Genomic DNA, 25,641 nt, shown 5'->3' on the forward strand with positions numbered 1-25,641 from the left:
TCGGTGAAAGCAAATGACAGCAACGATCTCACACGACAGGACAAAATCGGGAAAAAACCCATTCTAGGCTTAACCATCCGTGACCCGGATCAGCCCCGAGCTGGCGCGGGTTTGTTAACGGTTCTTATGCACAATGTTTTAACCTTCTTTCGCCGCTCACCCGGATGGACGCGCATGAGCGAAACCTTTGTCATTCCTTCCGCGCCGCCGTCGCGGCGTCTGGCCGCGAAGCTGACGGACGGCATGCTCTGGCTCACCATGTGCTGCGGCTCCGTGGTCTTCTTCGAGCCGTCGCCCTACGACGTCATGATCCTGGTCACCATGGCGCTCTGGGCCTTCGGCGGCTTCTCCATCCATCGAGCCGTCTTGCCCTATGTGCTGGCATTGTCGCTCTGGGTGCTCGGCGCCTTCATCTCCCTGGTTCCCTATTGGAACGAGACGGACCCGGTGGCCCATGTGCTCACCTCGTTCTATCTCGCCACGACGGGCGTGTTCTTCGCTTTGTACACGTCGCAGGATTCCACGCGGCGGCTCGACCTGCTGCTGAGCGGCTATACGATCAGCTGCGTGCTGGCGGCGGCGGTGGCCGTGGCGACCTGGCTGGCGGCGGGCGGCGAGGAGAGCGCCTGGGTCCTGAACGGCCGCGCCACCGCGCCGTTCAAGGACCCCAACGTGCTGGGCTCCTATCTGGTCGCCGGCGCGCTCTATCTGACCCAGCGCCTGCTGCTCGGCCGCTTGCGCTATCTCTGGCTGACGCTGCCCAATCTCGGGCTGATCCTCGCGGCGCTGTTCCTGACCTTTTCGCGCGGCTCCTGGGGCGCCTGGATGATCGCGACCGGCCTGATGGTGTTCTGCCTCTATCGCACCGCCGATTCACGGCGGATGCGCAGGATGATCGTCGGCGGCGCCGCGGCGACGGCGCTCACCGTCCTGGTTGGCGTCGCCGGTGCGCTTTCGGTCGACAGCGTGCGCGAATTCTTCTTCATCCGCGCCGCCGTTCAGCAGGATTACGACAGCGGCCCCTATGGGCGCTTCGGCAACCAGTTGCGCTCGCTGCCGATGCTGACGGAGCGGCCGACGGGCTTCGGGCCGATGCGCTTCATCCTCTCCTTCCCGCAGGCGCCGCACAATTCCTACATCAACGCCTTCGCCTCCGACGGCTGGCTCGGCGGCTTCGCCTTTATCGCCATGGCGGCCGGCGCTCTCGCCATCGGCTTCCGGCAGTGCCTGACCCGCCACCCCTGGATGCGGCAAGCGCAAATCCTGTTTCCCACCACTTTCGTCTATTTCGTCCAGGGCATTCAGATCGACATCGACCACTGGCGCATGTTCCACATGTCGCTCGGCGCGGTCTGGGGCATCGAGGCGGCGCGCCGGCGCTGGCTGGCGCGCGGCGATCCCGAGGGCGCCGCGCCTTAGGCCCGCCAAGAAGCCGCCAAGAGGCCGCTAAGACTTCGCTCAATTTTTCGCCCTAGTCTCGGGCGCAGGCCGAAGGGAGGGAGAGCCATGCCGTCAGTGGCGCGACAGCCTGTCGGAACGCAAGCGGGCGCCGGCTCATGCTGATCATCGTCACCTTCATGGTCAATGCGGCCCTGAATTTCGCGCTCGGGCTTGCCGTGGCGGCCGGATTGGGGCCGGAAGCCTATGGGCGGTTCTCCGTCGCCTTCTCGGCCTCCGTGGCGCTCGCGCTGCTGCTGTTCGACTGGCTCAAGCTTTCCGCCATCCTGCGCTATCGCGAGGAGACGCGCGAAACCGCGCCGGAGCTGCGCGCCTCGCTCGATGCGGGCTATCTGGCCGTCGCCGCGCTGCTGGCGGCGGCGACGGCGGGTCTGGTCGCGCTCGGCGTCGACGCTGGCCTGGGCGCCGGCATGATCGCCGCCATCGCGCTGGTCGCCATCGCCAATGGCGTGTTCGACTATGCCTGCGCGCTGCTGCGCGCCCGGTTCCGCAACAAAGCCTATAGCGCGCTGGTGATCCTGAAAAACGCGCTGGCCTTCGCCGCCATGGTCGGCGCGGCCTTCTGGACCCGCGATCCCCTTGACGTGATGGCGCTCGCCGGCGTGAGCGCGCTCGCCGCGACCCTGCTGCTGCGCGGCCAGGCCCGCGACCCCGCCGCCCGGCTCACCTGCGCCCGGATGGCGCATATCGGCGATTCCCTGCGCTATGGCATGCCGGTCGCGCTCGCCAGCCTGTTCTACCAGGGCGTGGTCCTCGCCAACCGCAGCCTTGCCGCGGCGGGGCTCGGTTTTGCCGCGGCGGGCAAATTGTCGCTTGCGACCGAAGTGACGCTGCGGCTGATGCTGGTGGCGGGCGCGGCGCTCGACATCCATCTGTTCCAGCTCGCCGTGCGTCAGAAGGCGGTCGGCGGCGCGCAGGCCGCGAAGGCGCAGCTCCGGCGCAACGGCCTGCTCATTTTCGCGGCTTTCACCCTGCTGTGCGCCGGCTATATGGCGGCCATGCCGGCCTTCGCCGCCGCGGTCGCGCCGGCGGCCTTCCGCGAGGATTTTGCTCACCTCGCCTTCATCCTGACGCCGGGCGTCGGGCTGTATTGCCTCGGACAATTCTGCCTCAACCCGATCGCCCAGATCGAAGGGCGCACCCATGTGGTGATGGTCGCGGGTTTTGGCGCGACGGCGCTCGACATCGGCTGGCTGCTGCTGGCGCCGCCTGCCGACGTCGCCGGCTACGCCCTGGTCCACACCGTCAGCCTTGGGGCGGGATTTGCGCTGATGCTCGGCCTCACCTGGCGCTGGCGCGACAGCTGGCCGCGCTTTCGCGATCTCGCCGGCGTCGCCGCGGCGGGGCTTTGCGCCACCGGCGCCATGAGCCTCACCCGCGACCTCCAGCCGGCGCTGTTCGGATTGCTGGCGACGGCGGCAGCCGGCGCCGGAATCTTCGGCCTTGTCCTGCTCGCCCTCGATCCCGGCGGCCTGTTCCGCCCGGCTTTGGCCCGACTCGTCGCCCTCGCGCCCTGGCGTGAAAAGCTTTTCAACAGGCTTGGATAGCTTTACGCCGCGTTTGCTTTATAGGGCTTCATCAAACGGTCACTCACCCCGACCATAGACGCTCGATCACGCCTTCAGGGATCGCCATGGACTATTTCCGCCGGTTCAACTTTTTGCTCTGCGCGCCCTCGTTCGACCCGGACGAGCTGGAAGGCACGCGGCTCGACCAGATCGTGCTGGCGGTGGAAAAATCTGGCTTTGAGGTCACCCGGGCGCGGCGCGTCGAGGATGCCGAGCTGGCGATCAAGACCGACGCGGCCATCGGCTGCATGATCGTCGACTGGGGCAAGAAGGGGATGAACTCCAAGACGGCGGGGCTCATTTCCTATGTGCGCAAGCGCGGCCTGGAAATGCCGATCATCCTGCTGGTGCGCCGCAAGCGTTTTGAAGACCTGCCCATCGACGTGCTCGACAATGTCGACGGCTATGTCTTTTTGGCCGAGGAAACCCCGGAGTTTATCGCCAAAAATCTTGTCTCGCGGTTGAAGCAATATGCCGAGACGATGAAAACCCCGTTCTTCGGCGAACTCGTCGATTATGCCGAAGAAGGCAACATGCTGTGGACCTGCCCCGGCCACAACGGCGGCGTTTTTTACAGCCGCAGCCCGATTGGCCGCATTTTTGTCGAGCATTTGGGCGAAGCGATTTTTCGCGACGACCTCGACAATTCCGTGCTCGACCTCGGCGACCTCCTCACCCACGAAGGCCCGGCGCTTCGTGCGCAAAAAGAAGCCGCAAAAATTTTTGGCGCGGAGCGCACCTATTTTGTGCTCAACGGCACCTCGACCTCCAACAAGGTGGTCTTGTCCGCCCTGGTCGCGCCCGGCGATCTCGTGCTGTTTGACCGCAACAACCACAAGGCCGCACATCACGGCGCGCTCATGCTCGGCGGCGGCGTGCCGATTTATCTGGAAACCGACCGCAACGCCTTCGGTTTGATCGGCCCCATCGATTACGAGGCGTTGGACGAAAAGGCCATTCGCGAAAAAATCCGCAACAATCCGCTGGTCGAGGACCCCGAGGCCTGGCAGCGCGAGCGTCCGTTCCGCGTCGCGGTGATCGAGCAATGCTCTTACGACGGCACGATCTACAACGCCGAGTTGATCCTCGAAAAAATCGGCCATCTCTGCGATTACATCTTGTTTGACGAGGCTTGGGCGGGCTTCATGAAGTTCCACCCGATCTTTGCCGGCCATTTCGCGATGGGGCTGCAAAATCTCGGGCCGAACGCGCCTGGCATCATCGCCACGCAATCGACGCATAAACAGCTCGCAAGCTTCTCCCAGGCCTCGCAAATCCACTTCAAGGATCGCCACATCAAGGGCCAGAGCCGCCGCGTCGAGCACAAGCGCTTCAACGAGACGTTTCTGATTCACGCCTCGACCTCGCCGTTTTATCCGCTGTTCGCCTCGCTCGATGTCGGCGCGCAGATGATGAAGGGGAAATCCGGCGTGGTGCTGTGGGACGACACCATTCGCCTCGGCATCGAAATCCGCAAGAAAATCAGGGCGCTCGGACAGGAATTTGTCGAAAAGGCCAAGGACAAGGCCAATGGCTGGTTCTTCGACCCCTTCGTCCCCGACGAGGTCGAAACCGAAGACGGCTGGATGGCCTGGGAGGACGTGCCGACCGACGATCTCGCCGAGAACTCGTCCTACTGGACCTTTGCGCCGGGCGCCCGCTGGCACGGGTTTCAACACGTGGCCGAAAATTACGCGCTGACCGATCCCTGCAAGCTCACGCTGATCACCCCCGGCTTCAATCGCAAGACCGGCGAATATCTCGACCACGGCGTGCCCGCGCCGATCGTCGCGCAATATTTGCGCGAAAACCGCATCGTCGCCGAAAAGAACGACCTCAATTCGCTGCTGTTCCTGCTCACCCCGGGCGTGGAGTCGAGCAAGGCCGGCGCGCTGATCTCGGCCTTGGTGGCGTTCAAAACCTATCATGACGAAAACGCGCCGCTGGAAGACGTGATCCCCGAATTCGTCGCGCGCCGTCCGCAGAAATATGCGAAAATGCGTTTGCGCGACCTCTGCGGTCAGATGCACGCCTTTTACAAGGCGGCGGCCACCTCGGATTTGCAGCGCCGCCAGTTCCGGCCCGAACATCTGCCGACAAAAGTCATGCGGCCCCAGGAGGCGGTGCAAAAGCTGACCCGCAATCAGGTGCATTACCTGCCGCTCGACGAAATGTACGGCAAGATCGCCACCACTTTGTTCGTGGTCTATCCGCCGGGGATCGCCACCATCGCGCCGGGCGAGATTTTGGACGATCGCGCCAAGCCGATGCTGGAATATCTCAAGACTTTTGAGCGCGGCGCCAACCTGTTCCCGGGTTTTGAAGCGGAAATCCAGGGTCTGCATCGCGAGGTCGACGAGAACGGCGTGATCCGGTTCCACGCCTATGTGGCCGACCCGGAGTGAGATAGGGCGAGGCGATTGGTTCGCCTCGCTATATCAATCGTCATTGCGAGCGCAGCGAAGCAATCCAGAAAACCGGCGATTGCATCGCTGTACCGTATATTTTGCGCATTCGTCGCGCGAGGAGTGGATTGCTTCGCTGCGCTCGCGATGACGGCGTGAAGGCGCCGATAAAGCTCGAAAGCGTAGGAGTCGCGGCTAAACGCCTCCGGCGCGTCCGCGCATCGCCCGCGCGCCCAGCAGGATCAGGGCCTTGCGCAGGCCATCATCGTCTATCCCTTCGGTGGCGCGGCTGGCTTCGGCCACCGCTTCCGGGTCGGGCGGGGCGACCAGCGTCGGGCCGGCGGCGCGCTCCAGCGGGCCCTGGCGAATCGCGAGGCGGCCCACCGCGCGCCAGCCGAGATGGGCGTTGACCCGCTCCAAAATCTGCGGCGCCATGTGCTGGACCTCGAGCGCCATCGCGCCGATCACCCGCAGCACCAGCGTCGCCGGTTCGACGGCCGCGTCGGGCGCGCGCTCGCGCGGGCGCGGCGGCCATTGCAGCTTGATCGGTTCGCAGCACTCCGCCAGCCTTTTGCCGACAATGTCGTCCCAATGCAGGATCAGGCTCGATTGGCCAAACCCTTGTTTCGCCAGCACGGGATCGACGGCCGCGCCGACGAATTCCGCCAGCGGTTTTGGGAAGGAGGCTTTCTTTCTCTTGATCACCAAGCCATTGTGCGGCCGTGACACGCAAAAGCAAGAGTGAAATCGGCCCGGCTCTCCTGGCCTGGTACGACAAGGCCCGTCGCGACCTGCCGTGGCGCGCGCTTCCGGGGGAAACGCCGGACCCCTATTCCGTCTGGCTGTCGGAAATCATGCTGCAGCAGACCACCGTCGCGGCCGTGCGCGCCTATTTCGAAAAATTTCGCGCGCTTTGGCCTCGCGTGGGCGACTTGGCGGCGGCGCCGCTTGAAGAGGTCTTAAAAGCCTGGGCGGGCCTGGGCTATTATTCCCGCGCCCGAAACCTGCACGCTTGCGCGCAAAAAATCGTCGCGGAGCATGGCGGCGCCTTTCCCGCGCATGAGGACGACTTGCGCCGCTTGCCGGGGGTGGGGCCCTATACGGCCGGCGCCATCGCCGCCATCGCCTTCGACCGGCCGACGCCGGCTGTCGACGGCAATGTCGAGCGCGTGGTCGCGCGGCTGCTGGCGCTGGAGACGCCGCCGTCGGCGGCCAAGAAGCAGATTTCCGATTTCGTCGCGGCGGTTCTGCCCAAAAACCGGCCCGGCGATTTCGCCCAGGCGATGATGGATTTGGGCGCGACCGTGTGCACGCCGCGGTCGCCCGGCTGCCTGATCTGTCCGCTGGCGCATTTTTGTCGTGCGGCCGAGGCGGGAAATCCGCTGGATTTTCCCAAGAAGCCGCCGAAGAAGGCGCGTCCGTTCAAGCGCGGCGCGGTTTTCGTGCTGCGCCGCGCCGATGGCGCGGTTTTGGCGCGCCGGCGGCCCGCGCGCGGGCTTTTGGGCGGCATGACCGAATTTTTCGGCACGGATTGGCGCGAGGGGCGGGACGGGGACTGGGCCGCGCAACAGACGGAGGCCTCCCCTTGCGCGCGCGCCAATTGGCGGTTCGCCGGCGAAATCGACCATGTCTTCACCCATTTCGCCCTGAGACTCGGCGTGTTCGTCGCGGCGGCGCCGGCCGATTTCGTGGCGCCCGAGACCGGGTTCTGGATCGCCGCGCAAGATTTGAGCGCGGCGGCGCTGCCGAGCGTGATGCGCAAGGTCGAGACTTGCGCGTTTAAGGCAATGGACTTGCACGTGGCGGGAAAGCCGGCATGATGGGGCGGGGAGAGACGGCATGACCAGGAAACGCGGCGACAGGCCGGAGGTCGCGCTGACGGAAGGCGCGATCCGCGTGAGCTGGAAGGGGAAGGTGCGCACCATCCTGCCTTCGCCCAAGCCGGCGGACGCCGAGGATGAGGCGGACTTTTTCGTCGATCTCGACGACATCGTCTGCTGGGACCCTCCCGACGACGACGCCGAAATCGAAATGGACGAATTGCAGCGCATTCTGGAGGCGATCGACGAGGCCTTCGAGCGCATGGGGCTGGTGGTCGCCTACGAGTGATTTTTGTTCCCTCGCCCCGCTTCGGCGGGGGAGGGGGGAGCCCTTCCCTAAAAACTGTTCCGCCTGCTAAAACCGCCTTGAAGCGAACGGAGCGCGCCGCCATGAAATGGGAAGATTTCCGCCAGTCCGAAAACATCGAGGATCGTCGCGGGTCCGATTATGCGGATGCGGGCGGCGGCGGTTTTGGCGGCGGCGGCTCCTCCGGCCATCTCGGGCTCGGCGCCATGGTGGTGCTCGGCATCATCGGCTATGCCCTGGGCATCGATCCCCGCGTGCTGATCGGCGGCGCCGAAATGGTGTCGCACATGTCCTCGGGCGGGCAGCAATACCAGAGCGCGCCGCAGGGCAAGGTCGGCGCGCCCCAGGACCGCATCGGGCAATTCGTCGCCGCCATCGTCGCGCAAAACGAGGATGTCTGGAAAGTCGTGCTGCCGCAGCAGGCGAATGTCCGCTTCACCCCCGCCACGGTGGTGATGTTCAACGGCGCGACCCGCTCGGCCTGCGGCAAGGCGCGGTCGGCCATGGGGCCGTTCTATTGCCCCGAAGACCGGAAAATCTATCTCGACACCTCGTTCTTCCGCGAGATGAAGCAGAAGTTCGGCGGCGGCGGCGATTTCGCCTATGCCTATGTGATCTCCCACGAAATGGGCCACCACGTGCAAAACCTGCTCGGCATCCTGTCGAAATGGCAGAACGCCCAGCAGAACGCTGACGATCCCCGGCAGGCCAACGCCATTTCCGTGCGCATCGAATTGCAGGCCGATTGTTTCGCCGGGGTCTGGGCCGCCAACGCCAACCAGAAATGGCAAATTCTGGAGCCCGGCGACATCGAGAAGGCGATCGCCACCGCCCAGGCCATTGGCGACGATAAGCTTCAGGAAAGCTCGCGGGGGTATGTTGTGCCAGACTCCTTCACGCATGGCTCGGCGGCTCAGCGTGTGCAGTGGCTCCAACGGGGCTTGCAGTCGGGCCGCATCGACGCATGTAACACGTTTGGGCGGCAGGGCTGATCAAAAAAACGCGGCGCCAGGCGGTCGAACCGCCTGGCGCCTGCACGTTACACCCCGTTACGCGACGGCTTTAGTCGGCATCTGACGCGCCAGGCTGGCGGTGATTTTTTCGGTCGGAATGTCCACATCGATTTCCAATGTGGAGACCGCTCCCTGTTGCCCCATCGTGACCTTCACGGCCTCAGGCGCAATCTCGACATGTTTGGCGATGGTCGCCAGGATTTCATCGCGCAGGATGGCGATGAGATTGTCGGGACCCAGGGCGACGCGTTCATGCGCCAGGAGGATTTGCAAGCGTTCGCGCGCGACCGGCGCGGTGGCTGCGCGCGGCTTGAACAGGCCGAAAAGACTCATGCCGCCCTCCGGCCGAGAATGCGGTTGAGGAGGGATTTCTTCTCGCCGGGGACGAGCATCGGCACGGTTTCGCCCATCAGACGGCGCGCCGCATCCTCGTAGGAGCGTCCCGCTTGGCTGGTCGCGGCGTTGATGGTGATGGGGGCGCCGACGTTGGAGGCGCGCAGAATCTCTTCGCTTTCCGGAATGATCCCGAGCAGCGGGATCGACAGGATCTCCAGCACATCGGCGACGCCGAGCATTTCGCCGCGGCTGGCGCGGCCCGCGTCGAAGCGGGTCAGCAGCAATTGCTTCTGGATGCGGTGGCCCTGCTCGGCGCGCAGGGTTTTCGAATCGAGCAGGCCGATGATCCGATCGGAATCGCGGACGGAGGAGACTTCCGGGTTGGTGACCACCACCGCCTCGTCGGCGAAGCGCATCGCCAGCAGGGCGCCGCGCTCGATGCCCGCCGGGCTGTCGCACAGCACATAGTCGAAGAGGCCGCGCAATTCGGCGACGACGCGCGCCACGCCTTCTTCCGACAGGGCGTCCTTGTCGCGGGTCTGCGACGCCGCGAGCAGGCTGAGCGTCTCCACGCGCTTGTCGCGGATCAGCGCCTGCGCCAGCTTGGCGTCGCCATTGGCGACATTGATGAGGTCATAGACGACCCGGCGCTCGGCGCCCATCACCAGATCGAGATTGCGCAGCCCCACGTCGAAATCGACCACGCAAACCCGGTTGCCGGACCTCGCCAGCGCCGCGCCGAGCGCGGCCGTCGAGGTTGTCTTGCCAACTCCGCCTTTTCCCGAAGTCACCACAACGACTTTGCTCATTGCACGCCCCTGTTCAATTCAAGATCCTGATTGCGAGATCGGTTTCAGCCAGTCGGACCTCGATGCTCTTGCCCTCGGTCTTCGGGTCCATGCCTTCCGCGGTCACATAGGCGCCGCCGACGCAAAGCAGCTCGGCGCGCGCCTCCGTGCAGAAGATGCGCGCGTCCGGAATGCCGGAGACGCCGGCGAAGATGCGGCCCTGAACGGCGCCATAGACATGGACGGAGCCGCCGGCGATGATTTCGGCGCCCGAGGCCACGCGCCCGATAATGGTGATGTCGCCCGCGAGATTGGAAATCGACTGGCCCGAGCGCACCGGCGAATCGATGAACAGGGTCTGGCTGCACCCCGAATGTCGTTCCAGCGTCTGAGCCTGCGGCCGCGCCTCGGCTTGGGTCTGGGCTTCCGCCTGGGGCGCGTCGCCTTCCTCCGCCTGTTCGGGTTTGGTCGGCACGCCGCCGGTCACGGTCGGCGGCAGATGCGGGCCGACCAGCGCGGGATTGGGGTTTTCGACCCCCATGACGCGAATGTGGCGGCGCGTCAGCTGGCTCAGAAAGTCCCGATAGGCGCGCAGGGGAATGTCGAGCAGCAACAGGTCGAGGATGATCGGCTTGTTGGCGAAGAAATTCGGCGAGCGCGACAGCCATCCGTCGAGCACGACCAACCAATCCTCCAGCGGTTCCACAGGCTGCAGGACGAACGCAATCAGCGAATGCGTCCGCAAGTTCAGCGTGTTGGTGGAGCGCACGTGGGCGTTCATCGATTCATCCCATTGACGATTGGTTAACCATGATGAAGAAACGTTGATAAAAGATTAACAATTGCAACCTTTCGCGAGTGCGGGCTGCGGAGTCTCGGGAAAATCGGGCGGCGCGGGTTTTTCAGCATGACGCATTTCAATGGGTTAGGCGGCGTGGCGTTGCGGTCCGGCCGGCCGTCCTGCACGGCGCGGCGCGAATCCGGGGGGGGGGTCAGGCGGCGGCGGCCAGGACGCCGGCTTTGACGAACAGGGCGTTCACGTCGGTGACCGCGCAGAGCGCATAGCCCTTCGCGCCGAGCGCCGCGCCAAAGGCGTCGAGCTTGCCCTCGTGTTCGCATTGGATGAGCAGCGGTTGGAAAACCGGGTCCATCGCCCTGATGAGATCGAGATCGAATCCCTCCACATCGACGGACAGGAAGTCGAGGCGTTCGCCAAAATATTTCTTCATCAGCGCGTTGATCTCGATCGCCTCCACCGAAACGGTTTCGACAATGCCGCCGGCTCCGCCAAAGCTCTTGAACAGGTCGATGTGCTCCCGCGACATCGAGGTGAGCTCGTTCTTCTCATGGACGAAGATGTCGACCGAAGCCACGGGCGCGGCGGTGACCGCGTAATTGAGGACGATGTCGTTGGGGCGGCATCGCTTCAGATTTTCGATCAGGCGGGGATTGGCCTCGACGAGCACGCCGGAGGCGCCGTGAAGGCGATTGAGCAGATAGGTCGAGCTGGTCTGAACCGGGTGATTCGCGCCGATTTCCATGTAGCGCAGCGCATTCATCGGCCGGCCCGCGCGAAAGGCGGCGGCGCGCAGGATCGATTCGACGATCATGTCCTCGTTGCACTGGGCGTAGCTCTCGTACATGTGCGTCGCGATCGGCGCGTTGTCCACGGCGAGGCGCCTGCATTCGTGCTGGATGAACGGATTTTCGAATGTGTATCGCATGGTGTCCCCCCGTGCGCTTTCGGCTCCGAGCACGGGCGCGCGCACCCCTTGTTTAGAGCGACTGGCTTGTGCTGGGCTTATGAGGGGGGCATCCTCTGGCGCCGCGAGAAGCCTTTCCGAATCGGCCCGGACAGGGGTCGGCGAGGTCTGGCGCCTGGGTTGGAGGCGACCGGGTTGAGGTACAGACCGGATATCGATGGCTTGCGCTCGATCGCGGTCGTGCCGGTCGTGCTCTATCACGCGCATTTCTATTTCATGCGCGGCGGCTATGTCGGCGTCGACGTGTTCTTCGTCATCTCGGGCTATCTGATCACCGGCATGATCGCCGCCGACATCGAGGCGGGCCGCTTCAGCATCGCCGGTTTTTATAAACGCCGCGTGCTGCGCATTTTTCCTGCCCTGTTCGCCATGCTGCTCGCGACCGCCGTTGGCGCCTGTTTCGTGCTGACGCCGCCGGAAATGAAGGATTTCGCCTGGTCGCTGGCGGCGGCGGCGACCTCGGTCTCCAACATCTTTTTCGCCGGGCAATCCGGCTATTTTGATGCGCCGGCGCTGAGCAAGCCGCTGCTGCACACCTGGTCGCTCGGCGTCGAGGAGCAGTTTTATCTGGTCTTCCCGCTGTTTCTAGTGACGGCGCAAAGGCTTGCGCCCCACAGGATGAAGGCGGCCTTGGCCCTGCTTTCGACGCTGTCGCTCGCCGCGGGCGCCTGGGTGTCGCTCTCCCACCCGATCCAGGCGTTTTACTGGATGCCGTTCCGGTTCTGGGAGCTTTCCCTTGGGGCGCTTGGGGCGCTCGGCGCTTTCGGGAAAATTGAGGGCGCCGCGCCGCGCAATTTTTTGAGCGCGGCGGGTCTCGTCGCCATCTTGGTCGCCGCCTCGCGCTTCGACGACAACACGCCCTGGCTGTTCGCCACCACGCTCCCGGTTTTCGGCGCGCTGGCGGTGATGGTCGCGGGGGCGAGCGGCGCGACTTTTGTCGGCCGTCTGCTGTCGCTGCGGCCGATCGTGTTCGTCGGGCTGATCTCCTATTCCTTCTATCTCTGGCATTGGCCGCTGATCGTGTTCCAGCACGAGACCGGCGCGCTGCTGCTGAACGCGCCGCACAAACTGGGGCGCTATATCGTGGTCGCCCTGTCCTTCGGCGTCGCCGTGCTCTCCTGGCGCTTCATCGAGACGCCGTTCCGGCGGGGGCTTGCCCTCAAACCGCCGCGTCCCGTCCTCCAGGGCGCGGCGGCGGCCATGGCGGCTTCGGTCGCCGCCGCCTGGGGCCTGCTGGCGTCGGACGGACTGGCCCGGCGCTATCCGCCTGAAGCTGCGGCGGTCGCGGCTTTTCTGAACGATTCCGGGAATGATCGCATCAGACGTCACGGCTGTTTCGCCGAGAGCTGGCGCCAGTTCGAGCCGGAGGCGTGCCTTGCGGCAAAACCCGGCGCCATTCTGGTGCTGGGCGACAGTCACGCCGCGCGCCTGTGGATGGGCCTGAGCGACGTCTATCCCGACCGCACGTTGCTGCTGGCGGCGGGGCCGGGATGCAAGCCGCTGGTGAATGACGCCGCCTTCGCCTCGCCGGTGTGCCGCTCGCTGATGGGTTTTGTGTTCGACGATTATTTGCCGGGACGCCCCGTTGTGCGCGTCATCCTGCAAGCGCGCTGGAGCGCCGCGGAGATTTCGCGGCTGCCGGCGACGCTGGCGCGCCTGAAGGATTTGGGCATAGCGACGACCGTGGTCGGCCCCGTCGTCGAATATGATGTCGCCTTGCCGCGCCTGATCGCGGAATCGATCCGACTCGACGACCCCAAGCGCATCGAAGACGGCCGCACCGCCGCTAGTTTCGCGCGGGATCGCGCCATGGCGGCGAAAATGGCGGAACTTGGCGTCGACTATGTTTCGCTGGTTGATCTGATCTGCGCTGACGGCGCGTGCGCCCTTTATGCGGACGGGGTTACGCCGCTGCTGTTTGATCGCGACCACCTTACCGAGGCCGGCGCCCGCTTTTTGGCGCGTAAGATGGGTCTTCCCTGAGCGAAATCGTCAGGGCGTCCAGCCCTCGGGCGCCATTTCAAATCCGGCGAATTCGAAGGCCGGCGCCACGATGCACGACACCAGCGTCCAGGCGCCCAGACTTTGCGCCTCCTGCCAGTCGCCGGCCGGGACGGTCGCCTGAAGCGCCTCGCCCGCGAACAGGTTGGGGCCGAGCCGATGTTCGCTCCGCCCCGTCGGACCGGCGATGCCGAGCCGTAAGGGCGCGCCGGCCTGCCACAGCCAGAGTTCTGCCGCATCGACGCGATGCCAGCGCGAAAACTCGTTTTCCGCCAGCAGGAAGTAAATGCTGGTGGCGGCGCCGCGCCCGCCGTTTTCGGGAACATCGCGCCAGATTTCGCGGTAATGACCGCCTTCCGGATGCGGTTTCAAGCCGAGCGCGCCGATGATGTCGGCGGCGGCGAGATTTTTGTCGCGCAGGTCGAGGCTCATCAAACCGTCCGGATCGCCATGCTGTTGAGCGTGCGCGAGGGTTTTGTCGCGCGGATCAGCGCGGCGAGGTCGCTTGGTTGCGCTCCGCGCAGGGCGGCGCGCTGCGCGAGCAGGCCAACGGGTTGCGCAAGGCTTGGCGCGAACCGCGTCGCCAGATTGTAGGGCGCGCGCCGCAGCAAGGCGCCGGAAAAGGTCGCCCCTTCCAGAAGGAGGTCGCTCGCTTCTTCTATAAATCCGGTCGGGGTCGCATAGCCGCCTTCGAGGACGAAGACGATTTCGCCGCGCGTTTCACTGAGCGCACGCGCAAAACCTTCGGCGAGGGTCGCGGCTTCGACATAGGCGCAACCTGCGTAATCGGCGACGCCGGCGAGGTCGTCCTCGGCGCGTCCGATCAGCGCGGCGTCGCGAACAACCCCCTCCATGGTCGCCCGCACAAGAGAACCCAGGCTGCGCGCCAAAGCCTCGGCCGCGCGCGGGTTTGGCGCGGCGCCGAGAGAGGGCGAGAGCAGCAGGGCCGAGATCATGGCGCAGCTTTAGTCCCTTTTTCTCCGGCGCGCAAAAGGGCTTGAAGCGCGGTTAATGTTCGCATATTGTTCTTTTCATGATTTGTTCTCTCCGGAGACCGATATGACCGCTGTTTCCTCGCCCTGCAGCATCGCGCCGCCGCGTCGGCGCGGGCGTGGCGCGACGGCCAATCACAGCGGTCGCTTCGAGCGGGAGGTTCGCGAGGATTTTGACGACGGCTGGGGCGCGCTGGAGGATTTGCCCGCCTTCGCCACCCAGATCGCGCATGAGCGGCCGAAAAATCTGATCACCCGCAACGACTCTCCGGATATCGGGTTCGAGCGCTCGATCAATCCCTATCGCGGCTGCGAGCATGGTTGCGTCTATTGTTTCGCGCGCCCGACCCACGCCTATCTCGGCCTGTCCCCGGGGCTCGATTTCGAGACGCGGCTGACGGTGAAGGACGGCGCCGCCGACCTGCTGCGCCGCGAATTTTCCGCGCCTGGCTACCAGCCCAAGACCATCGCCATCGGCACCAACACCGATCCCTATCAGCCGATCGAGCGCCGCCACAGGGTGATGCGCGACATCCTGCAGGTGCTGGCGGACACCAACCATCCCGTGGCCATCGTCACCAAATCCGCCCATGTGCTGCGCGACATCGATCTTTTCGCGCCCATGGCCGCCAAGGGTCTGATAAAAGTCGCGCTGTCGATCACCACGCTCGACCGCACGCTCGCCCGCGCCATGGAGCCGCGCGCCTCGACACCGGAGCGCCGCCTCGATGCGATCGCGCAGCTCAACCGCGCCGGCGTGCCCACCGCGGTGATGGTCGCGCCGATCATTCCCGGCGTCACCGACCACGAAATGGAGACGATTTTGACACGCGCCCAGGCTGCCGGCGCGAGCGAGGCCGGCTACATCCTGTTGCGCCTGCCGCTGGAGACGCAGGATTTGTTTTCCGCGTGGCTGCTGGAAAACTTCCCGGACAAATATCGAAAAGTCTTGGGGCTGTTGCGCTCGACCCGCGAGGGCAAGCTTTACGAGTCGAGCTGGGGCAAGCGCATGACAGGAACCGGCCCCTACGCCTGGACGTTGGGGCGGCGTTTTGAGATGGCTTGCGAGCGGCTGGGGCTCAGCGCCCGCAAGGCCAAACTGCGCGCCGATCTTTTTGCCCGCCCGCAGGCGGGCGGGGTTCAGTTGAGCCTGTTTTAGAGCATTTTCGAGCGAAGTGGATGCCGGTTCGCGTGAAGAAAATGCGGTCAAACAAGAATCTAGAGCCCGTTTGGTGAACGGGAGTTCACCGAACGGGCTCTAGTCTTCTTCGGGGGCGGGCGGCAGCGGCCATTCGACGTCGGTCACGCGGGGCAGGCGCGGCATGGGCTTGGCTTTGGGCAGGCGCACGCGGGCAGGTGGCGGCTCTGTCGGTGTGGGCTCCGCGGCTTCCGAGCCGGGCGCCGAGGATGGCCTCGGCTCGGCTTGAGGCGGCGCGACCGGAGCTTCCCCAGCGGGTTCAACCGGCGCAGCTCTGGCGGCCGCATCCGGCTCAGGCCTAGGCGGCGCAGCGGCGACCGGCGCGTTCAAGCCGCCGAGCAGCACATATTTGAGCTCCAAAAATTCCTCGATGCCGTGACGCGAGCCTTCGCGGCCGAGCCCCGATTGCTTGACGCCGCCGAACGGGGCCACTTCAGTCGAGAGCACGCCCGAATTGACGCAGACCATGCCATATTCGAGCGCCTCCGCGACCCGGAACACGCGCCCGAGATCGCGGGCGTAAAAATAGGAGGCGAGGCCATATTGCGTCGCATTGGCCTGGGCGATGACATCGGCCTCGTCGTGAAAGCGGAACAGCGGCGCCACCGGCCCAAACGTTTCCTCGCGCGCCATCACCATGTCCGCAGTGACGTCCGCCAGCACAGTCGGCTGGAAGAACGTACCGCCCAATTCGTGCCGCGCGCCGCCGGTGAGCACACGCGCCCCTTTCGACAGCGCGTCGGCGATATGGGCCTCGACCTTTTGCAGCGCGCGGGCGTTGATCAGCGGCCCCTGGGCCACGCCCTCCTGGGTTCCGTCGCCGACCTTGAGTTGGCGCACGGCCGCTGCGAGTTTTTCCGCGAAGGCGTCGTAAACCGCGTCCTGCACATACAAACGGTTGGCGCAGACGCAGGTCTGGCCCATGTTGCGGTACTTGCTCAGCATCGCGCCAGCGACCGCCGCGTCGAGATCGGCGTCGTCGAAGACGATGAAGGGCGCGTTGCCGCCCAGCTCCAGTCCGACCTTCTTCACGCCTGAAGCGGCCTGCCGCATCAACAGCTTGCCGACTTCCGTGGAGCCGGTGAAGCCGACAAAGCGCACCGCCTCGTGCGCGCAAAACACCTGGCCGATGGCGGCGGCGTCGCCGGTGACGAAATTGAGCACGCCCGGCGGAAAGCCGGCGCGTTGCGCCAGTTCGCCCAGGGCCAGCGCGGTGAGCGGGGTTTCCGGCGCGGGTTTGATGATGCAGGCGCAGCCCGCGGCGAGCGCCGGCGCGCATTTGCGGGTGATCATCGCCGCCGGGAAATTCCACGGCGTGATCGCCGCCATCACCCCGATCGGCTGGCGCAACACCATGATGCGCGCGTCCGGCCAGGGCGAGGGAATGGTCTCGCCATAGATGCGCTTGGCTTCTTCGGCGTAGAATTCAATGAAACTCGCGGCATAGTCGATCTCGCCGCGCGCCTCGGCGAGCGGTTTGCCTTGCTCGCTGGTCATGATCAGCGCGAGATCCTCGCGCGCGGCGAGGATCAGGTCGAACCAGCGGCGCAGGATCGCGCCGCGCTGTTTGGCCGACAGCGCCGCCCATGCTTTTTGCGCCCCGCGCGCCGCCTCCACCGCCGCCTTGGCCTGCTCGGCGCCGCCATGCGGCACTTTCGCCAGCAGCGCGCCGGTGGCCGGGTTGTGGATTTCGCTCACCCCCTCGCCGCACCAGGCGCCATTGATGAGGGTCTGGCTGCGCAAAAGGCCGGGATTGTTGAGACGCATCGAAAACCTATTTGTTCGGCGGCGTGCACACCACCGCCTGTTTCAGCACATAGCAGATCGACATCGCGCCGGTGCGCAAGTCGACGCGGAACACGCCGCCCTCGCGCTCATGACGCGAGGCCACCAGGCCATATTCGCTCGGCGCCTGCGGACCGGCGCCGTCGCCGGGCTTGTAGCACAGGGTGACGCCGATGGACCCCTCGTCGGTGAGGCCGAACTGGCAGGCCCCGATCTCGCCCGTCGCCTTGTCCAGCCTGAACACGCGGTTGAGGTCCGTCGCCGGGGCGGCCATGAACTCGTAATTGGCGGCGTGGGCGACCGCGCCGAGCAGGACGCAGGCGGACAGGACCACAGAAAACTTCAAAACTTTCGCCATGTTCCCTCGCTCCACGCGAATCGCCTTTGGGGGCGCAAGCTACCTCGGGACGCAAGAGATTTCCGCTGACGCCGGACTTGTCAACCAAACACGTGACCGAAGCGGAAGGTCGGTGCTATGAGGAGAAAAACCGGGAGGCGCAATTGGCGGATCAGGCGGACAAAATTCTCTACGTGTTCGATCTCGACGGCACCCTGGCCGATACGGCGCTCGACCTGATGGGCACGCTTGATTACATCATGATCAAGGAAGGTTTTGAGGCCACGCCGATTGCGGACGCCCGCTCGCTGCTGGGCGCCGGCGCCCGCGCCCTGATCCAGCGCGCGCTGCGCCAGCAGGGGGCGAGTGTCGCGCCCGAGCGCGAGGAGGAGATGTTCCGCGCCTTTCTCGATCATTATGAAAGCCGTATCGCCGACGAATCCACGCTTTATCCCGGCGTCGAGGCGGCGCTCGACGAACTCGAGCGGACCGGCGGCGTTTTCGCCGTCTGCACCAACAAGATCGAGCGTCCGGCCAAGCTTCTGCTGGAAAAACTCGGCGTGATCGATCGATTCGCCTTTGTTTGCGGCCAGGACACGTTTGGCGTCGCCAAGCCCGACCCGACGCCGCTGCTGCGCACGATTGAAGCCTCCGGCGGCACGCCTGCGAAAACCATCATGGTGGGGGATTCCAAGACCGACATCGCCACGGCGCGCGCCGCGGGCGTGCCGGTGATCGCGGTCGATTTCGGCTATACCGACCGCCCCGTCCAGGAATTTTCGCCTGACCGCGTGATCTCGCATTTCAATGACTTGCCTGGCGCGGCGGCTTTACTGGTCGGGTAATCTTTTTCAGCGTAGTTGCTAAAATCCTTCCTGTTTTCTCAGGCAAGGATTGACTGCTCTTGGCAATTTAAATCAGGGGAAAATTGCCCGCGCGTAAGTATTTTGGTAATGAATATTGGTGTTCCCGGGAAATCTTGGAGCGCCACATGTTGTTTCCATCGAACTGGACTTCCGCTCAGGCCGCAAGCGGCATGCCCGCGCAGCCTTCGATTCAGACGACCAACGATCGCGCGTCCTCGCCCGCGCGCGAGGACGCCGAACTCCTGGATGTGGCGACGGCGAATTATTCGGGTTCCGCCGCGCCGCCGCCGCATAGGCTCGACGCGGCGCTGGTCGCCGGCTTTCAGGCCGCCGCCGCAGAAGCCGGCGCGCCGCAGAACGCCGCCGTCAGCGCCAGCGCGCAGCTCGCCAATTTGGCGATGAACATCGCCAATGCCGCCGCGAACGAAATCAGCCCCTACCGTGTAGGCGCGCCGCAATAGCTCAGCGCTTCAGCGCCCGCCAGCCGATGTCCCGCCGGCAAAAGCCGTCGGGGAATTTCAGCGCGTCCACGGCGCGATAGGCCCGGTCGCGGGCTTCGCCGACGCTGTCCGCCAGCGCGACCACGTTCAGCACGCGCCCGCCATTGGCCACCAGGGTTTCGCCGACGCTTTTCGTGCCGGCGTGGATGATTCTTGCGCCCGCAGCTTCCGCCTCGGCGATTCCTGAAATGCTCCCGCCCTTTTTCGGCGTTCCGGGATAGCCTTGCGCCGCCATGACCACGGTCAGCGCGGTCTTCGGCGACAGGTTTACGCGCTCGGGCAGGCGCCCCTCGGCGCAGGCGAGCAGCAGGTCCAAAAGATCGTCGTCGAGCCGCGCCAGCATCACCTGGCATTCGGGATCGCCGAAGCGGGTGTTGAATTCGATCAGCTTGGGGCCGTCCTTGCCGATCATCAGCCCGGCGAACAACACCCCCTTGAACGGGCAGCCCTCCGCCTTCATCGCGGCGACCGTCGGGTTGACGATCTCGTCCATCACCCTTTGGGCTATGGCGTCGGTCACCACCGGCGCTGGCGAATAGGCGCCCATGCCGCCGGTGTTCGGACCCGTATCCCCTTCGCCGACCCGCTTGTGGTCCTGCGCCGAGGCGAAGGCGAGGGCCTTGTCGCCGTCGCACAAAGCGAAGAACGAGGCTTCCTCGCCGTCCAGAAATTCCTCGATGACGCATTCCGCCCCGGCCGCGCCAAAAGCGCCGCCAAAAAGGTCTTCAATCGCCTGTTCAGCCTCTGAAAGCGTCATCGCGACCGTGACGCCCTTGCCGGCGGCGAGCCCGTCCGCCTTGACGACGATCGGCGCGCCCTTTTCGCGCGCATAGGCGAGGGCGGCGTCCTTTTCGGCGAATTTTTGATAGGCGCCCGTGGGGATATTGTATTTGGCGCACAAGTCCTTCGTAAAACCCTTGGAGCCCTCGAGCCGCGCCGCCGCTTTCGACGGTCCGAACGCCTTGATCCCCGCCGCGTCCAGCGCATCGACGAGGCCGTCGACCAGCGGCTGTTCCGGCCCGATGACGACGAAATCAACGTGCTGGACGTGGCAGAACCCGATCACCGCCTGCGCGTCGGCGACATCGAGCACGATATTGGTCGCGACCTGCGCCGTGCCGGGATTGCCGGGCGCGACGAACAGTTTTGTTGTCGCCGGATTTTTGACTAGCGCCAGGGCCAGCGCGTGTTCGCGCCCGCCGGAGCCGATGAGTAGAACGTTCATGTGCGCCTCGTTTCGCCGCTGTCTTAGGCGAGGCGGGACTTCAGTTCAACTTACCAGCGGATTTCGGCGTTGAGGCGGGCGCGCACGTCGTCGAGCGTGATGCTGCTGAAGAAATCATGCCAGGGCTGCGGGACCAGATAATCCATGCGCCCCCCCGCGTCCCAGACCAGCGCGACCGTTCCCTTGAGCCCGCAGGCGTTGCTGCGCGCCTGCAACTGGCCGATGGTCGCCTCCTGCAGGTTGGGATTGGCCTGGGCGAAGGCATTGTCCATGATGACGATCACCATGTCCTGGCCCTGTTCGGTGAGATGTGCGACGGAAATGGACGGCATGGGCGCTCCTTTGTCGAAAAGAAGCATGATCCGCGCCAGCCAAAAAACTCGCCAAGGCGGGGGCCGACGCATTAACTTGGGGCAATGGTCGAATCCCCCCGCTCCAACGCCCTTGAACTCAGCGTTTCCGAACTTTCCGGCGCTCTGAAACGCGCCATTGAGGACCAGTTCGGCCATGTGCGGCTGCGTGGCGAAATCTCGAACTATCGCGGCCCGCATTCGTCGGGACACGCTTATTTCTGCCTGAAGGACGCCAACGCCCGCATCGACGCCGTGGTGTGGAAGGGGACGTTTTCGCGGCTGAAAACCCGGCCCCAGGAGGGGCTGGAGGTGATCGCCACGGGAAAGATCACCACCTTTCCCGGCAAAAGTTCGTATCAGATCGTCATCGAGCAAATGGAGCCGGCGGGCGTCGGCGCGTTGATGGCGCTGCTTGAGGAGCGGCGGAAAAAACTCGCGGCGGAAGGCCTGTTCGACGAGGCGCGCAAGAAGAAGCTGCCCTATCTGCCCCGCGTGATCGGCATTGTCACTTCGCCCACCGGCGCGGTGATCCGCGATATTTTGCATCGCCTGAGCGACCGTTTTCCCCGCCATGTGCTGGTCTGGCCGGTGCGCGTGCAGGGCGAAACCTCCGCCGCCGAAGTGGCGGCTGCTATCAAGGGGTTTAACGCCCTGCCTGTGGGCGGCGAGATACCCCGGCCCGACCTGCTGATCGTCGCGCGCGGCGGCGGGTCGCTGGAGGATTTGTGGAGTTTTAACGAGGAAGAGGTTTTGCGCGCCGCCGCCACCTCGGAAATTCCGCTGATTTCCGCGATCGGCCACGAGACCGACACCACGCTGCTCGACCATGTCGCCGATTTGCGCGCGCCCACCCCGACCGGCGCGGCGGAAAAAGCCGTGCCGGTGCGCGCCGAACTGTTGGCCAATGTCAACGCGCTGGCGCGCCGCCACGACGAGGCGGCTTTCCGCCTGCTCGACCGCCGGCGCGGCGATTTGCGCGCTTTGGCCCGCGCCCTGCCGCAACCCGAAAACCTCCTCGCCATCCCTAGGCAGCGGCAGGACCGCGCCGCCGAGCGCCTGTCCGCCGCGTTGCGCGCTTTTGTTGGCGCGCGGCGGCTGGCTTTGGCGGAAGCCTCGCGCCTGCTCGCCCGCCACGCCCCGCAGGCCGAATTGCAGCGCGTGACGGGTCGGCTGAACACCCTGAAATTTCGGCTGGAGGCGGCTGGACGGGCGTTTTTCGACCGCCGCCGCGAAAGATATGCAACCCTTGGCGCCCGCTTCGACGCCGCCTTTGCCGGACGCGTTCGGCTGCTCGGCCATGAATTGCAAGGCCGTCGCGAACGAGTCCAAAATTTTTCCGCGCGTCTCGACGGCGCCTTCCTCGCCTTGCTGGCGCGGCGTCGCGACCGGCTCGCCCATGCGGAAAAGCTTTTGGGCGCTGTGGGTTACGAAGCCGTGCTCAAGCGCGGCTTTGCGCTGGCGCGCGATGCGGAGGGCGGAATCATCCGCTCCGCGAAAAAACTTGGCCCGGGCGACGCCGTGACCCTGCATTTCGCCGACGGCAAGGTGGCGGCGACGGTGAACGGCGAGGCGCCCCCGAAAAGAACCGCGCCGGCGAAAAAGCCTTTGCCCCCGGGCGGGCAGGGCAGCCTGTTCTGACATGCTGCTCGCCCTGCTCACCGACATCCACGGCAATCGCGAGGCGTTCGACGCCTGCCGGAGCGAGGCGCGGCGGTTGGGGGCGGAAAAATTCGTCTATCTCGGTGATCTCGTCGGCTATGGCGCCGATCCCGCTTATGTGGTCGAGCGCGTCGCCGAGGATTTTGATAAGGGCGCGCTCTGCGTGATGGGCAACCACGACCTCGCCGTGGTCGACCCCCAGGCGCGGCGCATGTATGACGACGCCCGTCATGCCGTCGAATTCGCCGAAGGCCAGCTCGACGCCGCCCAGAAGCGATTTCTTGCGGACTTGCCGCTCACCGCGCGGCTCCCGGACGGCCCCCTGTTCGTCCATGCCGAGGCCAGCGCCCCGCGCCGCTTCCGCTATGTGCAATCGGCGGAGGATGCGACGATTTCCATGGATGCGACGCGCGCGCCCGTCACCTTTTGCGGCCATGTGCATCGTCCCAAACTTTACTATCGCAGCGGCGATGCGCCGGCGATTTCCTTCGCGCCCACGGAGACGCCGACGCCGCTCGCCCGCAGTCGGCGTTGGCTGGCGACGCTGGGCTCGGTTGGCCAGCCGCGCGACGGCGAGTCCCGCGCCGCTTTCGCGCTTTACGATCTCGACCGGGCTGTTTTGAGCTTCCATCGCGTCGATTACGACGTGGAAACGGCGGCCCAAAAGATTTTGCGCGCGGGATTGGCGCCGTTTTTCGCCGAACGGCTGTTTTTGGGACGCTAAATGCCTTCGCTCGTCATCTTCGATCTCGACGGCACGCTCGCCGACAGTTTTCCATGGTTCTGCCGCCATGTGAACGACGCCGCCGACAAGTTCGGCTTTCGCCGCGTCGAAGATTTCGAGGCGCTGCGCCACGCCGATTTCCGCCAGACGTTTCGCACGCTCCAGGTTCCCAGCTGGAAATTGCCGGCGATCGCCCGGCACATGCGCGCGGTGAAATCGCGGCATCTCGACGAAATTTCCTTGTTTCCCGGCGTCGAGCCGATGCTGCGGGATTTGTCCGCCGCCGGGATTCGTCTGGCGCTGGTCAGTTCCGACAGCGAAGCCAATGCGCGCCGGCAACTCGGCGGCCTGCAAGATCTTTTCGAAACCTTCGATTGCGGGGCGTCTGTGTTCGGCAAGGCCGCGAAATTCCGCCGCGTCGTCCGGCGGGCGGCGCTCGCGCCCGGCGACGTGATTTCGATCGGCGACGAGGTGCGCGACATCGAGGCGGCGCGCGAGGCGGGGATCGCCTGCGGCGCCGTGACCTGGGGCTATGCCGCGCTCGAAATCCTTCGCGCGATGCGGCCGGATGTCCTGTTCGAGGCCGTCGAAGACATCAGCCGTATTGCCGCCAGAACACCAGCGCCACAATGACGCCGTTGAGCGCGGTGATGATGATCCGCGCCTTGGCGGGATCGAGGCGGCGGCCGTAATGCCCGGTGACATAGCCGCCGATCGCGGCGGCGACCAGCAACACGCCCATCTGTTTCCAGTGGATCAGTCCGCCGAAGATGAAAAACAGCGACGCCGTGGTGTTCATCGCAGCGTTGAGCAGATGGCGGGAGGCCTGCATCATGTTGATGCTGGCGTGGGTGAGCACGCTCCAGGTCGCGAGCATCATCACGCCCACCGCGCCGCCGAAATAGCCGCCGTAAATGCCGAGCGCGAATTGCGCGATGGGCAGCGCCGCGGGATGAACTTTTATGCGCGCGCGTAAAAATTCGCCGAGGCTCTTGCCGAAGGCGAATACGGCGACGCCGAACAGCAGCAGGAAGGGAAAAATGTGGTCGAAGACGCGCTGCGGCGTCGAAATCAGCAGCAGCGCGCCCAGCACGCCGCCGACCACGCTCACCACCGCCATGGTCGAGAATTTCACGCCTTCGAAATTCTGGAAATCGTGGCGATAGGCGAAGGCCGTGGCGAGCGCGCTCGGCACCAGCGCGACGGTGGACGTGGCGTTGGCGCTGAGCGAGGGCACGCCCGCCGCGACCAAAGCCGGCAGGGTGACGAAGGAGCCGCCGCCGGCGATGGCGTTCATGGCGCCGCCGAGAAGCCCGGCGCCCGCGATCAGAAGGAGATCCTGCAAAAAATGCATCCTGCTTGAGGGGTTAGCGCAAACTAGCCGATTCCCGACGCCGCGCCAGCCCCTGGCCCGCAACTTGCCTCATGGGGGGCGTTGTCCGCTGACGCGAGGCTGTCCCATGAGTTTTTTGGTCGTCTGTCCCACAAGCGCCATCGCCGAGGGCGGGATGGGCCTGTTCAAGGCCGGCAAGAAGAGCGTGCTGCTGGTCTGGCCGCGGGGCGGCGAGATCAAGGCGTTTCGCGGACGCTGTCCGCACGCCGACGTCCCGCTGGATGAGGCCTGTTTCGACGGCGAGACCGTCCTTTGCCCCGTCCACAACTGGCGGTTCGACGCCGCGAACGGCGCCTGCGTCACCCACGCGGCGCAAAAGGCGTTGCACGCCTATCCGCTGCGCGTCGTGGGCGACGCGATCGAGGTCGATCTCGGCCCGGCGCGGCCGGCGCGCAACCCGGCTATTGGGTCGGCGCCTCCGGCTTGACCGGCGCGGGCTTCGCGGCGGGCTTGGCCGCCGGCTTCGCCGGGGCGGCGGCCGGTTTGGCCGCATCCGGGCTGGCGGCGGCGTCCGTGTGGGCGGCGTCGGGATGGGCCGCGTCCGAGTGGGCCCCGGCTTCCGGCTTCGCCGTCGCTGGCTTGGCCGCAGGCTTGGGCTTGGGCGCCAGGGGATCGCCGGGAATTTCAGCGGCGGGGATGGCGTCGTCGGGCAGACGGGTCCAGGTTTGCGTCTGCCCGAAAATCTCGAGGCCGAGATAGCCGCGCAGCAGCAATTGTTGGCCGTCCGGCGTGACTTCGACCGAGGCGTTGTAAACATTGCCGTCGCGCGGGTCGAGAATGCTGCCGTTCTCGTATTTGGCGGCGCCGTCCTTCTTGAGATTGTAGACGATGACCATGCCGAGCATCGGCTTGCCCTTTTTCTCGCCGGGGCAGGCCGTGCAGATCGTGACGTTTTTCGTCTCGCCCTTCTTCTTGTACATTTTCACGAGACGGCCTTCATAAAAACCGTTCTTCTCGTAAAAATAGAACCAGCCGCTGGGCGAGCCGTCCTCGAAATAGGCCTGCCAGAAGCCGGTGAGGGGCGCGGCCTGGGCCGCGCCGGTCAGAGCCAGCGCGGTCCAGGCCGAGAGAACGAGGCGTTTGCGAAAGAACTTGAAAGAAGCGGTCAAAGGAAAACTCCTTTTCGCTGATGGTCTTCGCTGGGCGGAAA

General features: G+C 65.3%; 26 protein-coding genes and 1 pseudogene. 14 read left to right on the forward strand and 13 right to left on the reverse strand.

What is annotated here, in order from left to right; genetic code table 11:
• Positions 1-174: 174 nt before the first annotated feature.
• From M2320_RS11165 to M2320_RS11175, 3 genes are all read left to right on the forward strand, one after another.
• Positions 175-1,419, forward strand: a complete 1,245-nt coding sequence (locus M2320_RS11165; protein WP_264597338.1) for an O-antigen ligase family protein — start codon at positions 175-177, stop codon at positions 1,417-1,419.
• Positions 1,420-1,556: 137 nt separating this feature from the next.
• Positions 1,557-3,005, forward strand: a complete 1,449-nt coding sequence (locus M2320_RS11170; protein ID WP_264597339.1) for a lipopolysaccharide biosynthesis protein — start codon at positions 1,557-1,559, stop codon at positions 3,003-3,005.
• A gap of 86 nt (positions 3,006-3,091) precedes the next feature.
• The gene (locus tag M2320_RS11175) at positions 3,092-5,431 is read left to right on the forward strand and encodes an Orn/Lys/Arg decarboxylase N-terminal domain-containing protein (RefSeq protein ID WP_184428955.1); all 2,340 of its coding nucleotides are present in this window, start codon (positions 3,092-3,094) and stop codon (positions 5,429-5,431) included.
• Positions 5,432-5,626: 195 nt separating this feature from the next.
• Here the strand turns inward: M2320_RS11175 and M2320_RS11180 are convergent, their stop codons facing one another.
• Complete coding sequence (locus M2320_RS11180; RefSeq protein ID WP_319801429.1) at positions 5,627-6,136, reverse strand: DUF721 domain-containing protein; 510 nt, start codon at positions 6,134-6,136, stop codon at positions 5,627-5,629.
• Positions 6,137-6,153: 17 nt separating this feature from the next.
• Between M2320_RS11180 and mutY the strand changes: the two genes are divergently transcribed.
• The 3 genes from mutY (at position 6,154) to ypfJ (ending at position 8,550) form a co-directional block, all read left to right on the forward strand.
• Positions 6,154-7,251 carry an A/G-specific adenine glycosylase gene (gene mutY / locus M2320_RS11185; protein WP_264597340.1) on the forward strand — a complete coding sequence of 366 codons (1,098 nt, stop codon included), beginning with the start codon at positions 6,154-6,156 and terminating at the stop codon, positions 7,249-7,251.
• A gap of 19 nt (positions 7,252-7,270) precedes the next feature.
• Positions 7,271-7,540 carry an Imm74 family immunity protein gene (locus tag M2320_RS11190; protein ID WP_184428961.1) on the forward strand — a complete coding sequence of 90 codons (270 nt, stop codon included), beginning with the start codon at positions 7,271-7,273 and terminating at the stop codon, positions 7,538-7,540.
• A gap of 101 nt (positions 7,541-7,641) precedes the next feature.
• Entirely contained in the window at positions 7,642-8,550 is a 909-nt protein-coding gene (ypfJ, locus tag M2320_RS11195; RefSeq protein WP_264597341.1) for a KPN_02809 family neutral zinc metallopeptidase, read from the forward strand.
• A 57-nt stretch (positions 8,551-8,607) separates the two neighbouring features.
• Here the strand turns inward: ypfJ and minE are convergent, their stop codons facing one another.
• The 4 genes from minE to M2320_RS11215 form a co-directional block, all read right to left on the reverse strand.
• Positions 8,608-8,904, reverse strand: a complete 297-nt coding sequence (gene minE, locus M2320_RS11200; protein WP_184428964.1) for a cell division topological specificity factor MinE — start codon at positions 8,902-8,904, stop codon at positions 8,608-8,610.
• Complete coding sequence (gene minD / locus M2320_RS11205) at positions 8,901-9,716, reverse strand: septum site-determining protein MinD (protein WP_264597342.1); 816 nt, start codon at positions 9,714-9,716, stop codon at positions 8,901-8,903. The genes minE and minD overlap by 4 nt, the downstream gene beginning before the upstream one ends.
• A 13-nt stretch (positions 9,717-9,729) precedes the next feature.
• On the reverse strand, positions 9,730-10,476 hold the full coding sequence (minC, locus tag M2320_RS11210; RefSeq protein WP_264597343.1) for a septum site-determining protein MinC: 747 nt from the start codon (positions 10,474-10,476) through the stop codon (positions 9,730-9,732).
• A gap of 211 nt (positions 10,477-10,687) precedes the next feature.
• Entirely contained in the window at positions 10,688-11,419 is a 732-nt protein-coding gene (locus tag M2320_RS11215) for an FkbM family methyltransferase (RefSeq protein WP_264597344.1), read from the reverse strand.
• 174 nt (positions 11,420-11,593) lie between these two features.
• On the opposite strand from M2320_RS11215, the gene M2320_RS11220 reads away from it, so the two are divergent.
• Positions 11,594-13,441 (forward strand): acyltransferase family protein, encoded by a 1,848-nt coding sequence (locus tag M2320_RS11220; RefSeq protein ID WP_264597345.1) that lies wholly within the window; start codon positions 11,594-11,596, stop codon positions 13,439-13,441.
• Positions 13,442-13,450: 9 nt separating this feature from the next.
• Here the strand turns inward: M2320_RS11220 and M2320_RS11225 are convergent, their stop codons facing one another.
• Both M2320_RS11225 and M2320_RS11230 read right to left on the reverse strand, forming a co-directional pair.
• Entirely contained in the window at positions 13,451-13,891 is a 441-nt protein-coding gene (locus M2320_RS11225) for a cupin domain-containing protein (RefSeq protein ID WP_264597346.1), read from the reverse strand.
• Positions 13,891-14,415, reverse strand: coding sequence for a transposase (locus M2320_RS11230; RefSeq protein ID WP_264597347.1), 525 nt, complete (start codon positions 14,413-14,415; stop codon positions 13,891-13,893). The genes M2320_RS11225 and M2320_RS11230 overlap by 1 nt, the downstream gene beginning before the upstream one ends.
• Positions 14,416-14,518: 103 nt before the next feature.
• Here M2320_RS11230 and M2320_RS11235 point away from each other — a divergent pair, with 103 nt between their 5' ends.
• A complete protein-coding gene (locus M2320_RS11235; protein ID WP_264597348.1) occupies positions 14,519-15,610 on the forward strand; it encodes a PA0069 family radical SAM protein in 1,092 nt (363 codons plus the stop codon).
• Between the two features lie 366 nt (positions 15,611-15,976).
• Here M2320_RS11235 and M2320_RS11240 read toward each other — a convergent pair.
• Both M2320_RS11240 and M2320_RS11245 read right to left on the reverse strand, forming a co-directional pair.
• A pseudogene (locus M2320_RS11240) lies at positions 15,977-17,416 on the reverse strand (NAD-dependent succinate-semialdehyde dehydrogenase); the annotation flags it as partial.
• A gap of 7 nt (positions 17,417-17,423) precedes the next feature.
• Complete coding sequence (locus tag M2320_RS11245) at positions 17,424-17,792, reverse strand: hypothetical protein (RefSeq protein WP_264597349.1); 369 nt, start codon at positions 17,790-17,792, stop codon at positions 17,424-17,426.
• A 77-nt stretch (positions 17,793-17,869) separates the two neighbouring features.
• Here M2320_RS11245 and M2320_RS11250 point away from each other — a divergent pair, with 77 nt between their 5' ends.
• Entirely contained in the window at positions 17,870-18,616 is a 747-nt protein-coding gene (locus tag M2320_RS11250; protein ID WP_319801430.1) for an HAD-IA family hydrolase, read from the forward strand.
• Between the two features lie 146 nt (positions 18,617-18,762).
• Complete coding sequence (locus tag M2320_RS11255; RefSeq protein ID WP_264597350.1) at positions 18,763-19,098, forward strand: hypothetical protein; 336 nt, start codon at positions 18,763-18,765, stop codon at positions 19,096-19,098.
• Between the two features lies 1 nt (position 19,099).
• Here the strand turns inward: M2320_RS11255 and purD are convergent, their stop codons facing one another.
• Together purD and M2320_RS11265 are read right to left on the reverse strand one after the other, a co-directional pair.
• On the reverse strand, positions 19,100-20,362 hold the full coding sequence (gene purD, locus M2320_RS11260) for a phosphoribosylamine--glycine ligase (protein WP_264597351.1): 1,263 nt from the start codon (positions 20,360-20,362) through the stop codon (positions 19,100-19,102).
• 50 nt (positions 20,363-20,412) lie between these two features.
• Positions 20,413-20,694, reverse strand: coding sequence for a hypothetical protein (locus M2320_RS11265; protein WP_264597352.1), 282 nt, complete (start codon positions 20,692-20,694; stop codon positions 20,413-20,415).
• A gap of 84 nt (positions 20,695-20,778) precedes the next feature.
• Between M2320_RS11265 and xseA the strand changes: the two genes are divergently transcribed.
• From xseA to M2320_RS11280, 3 genes are read left to right on the forward strand one after another with little or no spacing between them, the layout of a single operon-like run.
• Complete coding sequence (gene xseA / locus M2320_RS11270) at positions 20,779-22,353, forward strand: exodeoxyribonuclease VII large subunit (protein ID WP_264597353.1); 1,575 nt, start codon at positions 20,779-20,781, stop codon at positions 22,351-22,353.
• A gap of 1 nt (position 22,354) precedes the next feature.
• A complete protein-coding gene (locus tag M2320_RS11275) occupies positions 22,355-23,098 on the forward strand; it encodes a metallophosphoesterase family protein (protein WP_264597354.1) in 744 nt (247 codons plus the stop codon).
• Positions 23,099-23,731: an HAD-IA family hydrolase gene (locus M2320_RS11280; RefSeq protein ID WP_264597355.1), complete on the forward strand. Its 633-nt coding sequence runs from the start codon at positions 23,099-23,101 to the stop codon at positions 23,729-23,731.
• On the opposite strand, the gene M2320_RS11285 is transcribed toward M2320_RS11280, so the two are convergent.
• A complete protein-coding gene (locus M2320_RS11285; protein WP_264597356.1) occupies positions 23,694-24,443 on the reverse strand; it encodes a sulfite exporter TauE/SafE family protein in 750 nt (249 codons plus the stop codon). The genes M2320_RS11280 and M2320_RS11285 overlap by 38 nt on opposite strands.
• Positions 24,444-24,558: 115 nt before the next feature.
• Between M2320_RS11285 and M2320_RS11290 the strand changes: the two genes are divergently transcribed.
• Positions 24,559-24,918, forward strand: a complete 360-nt coding sequence (locus tag M2320_RS11290) for a Rieske (2Fe-2S) protein (RefSeq protein WP_264597357.1) — start codon at positions 24,559-24,561, stop codon at positions 24,916-24,918.
• On the opposite strand, the gene M2320_RS11295 is transcribed toward M2320_RS11290, so the two are convergent.
• Positions 24,893-25,600 (reverse strand): DUF2147 domain-containing protein, encoded by a 708-nt coding sequence (locus M2320_RS11295; RefSeq protein ID WP_264597358.1) that lies wholly within the window; start codon positions 25,598-25,600, stop codon positions 24,893-24,895. The genes M2320_RS11290 and M2320_RS11295 overlap by 26 nt on opposite strands.
• Positions 25,601-25,641: the final 41 nt, after the last annotated feature.

The organism is Rhodoblastus acidophilus (genome assembly GCF_025961575.1).
In the GTDB taxonomy this organism is placed as follows: domain Bacteria; phylum Pseudomonadota; class Alphaproteobacteria; order Rhizobiales; family Beijerinckiaceae; genus Rhodoblastus; species Rhodoblastus acidophilus_C.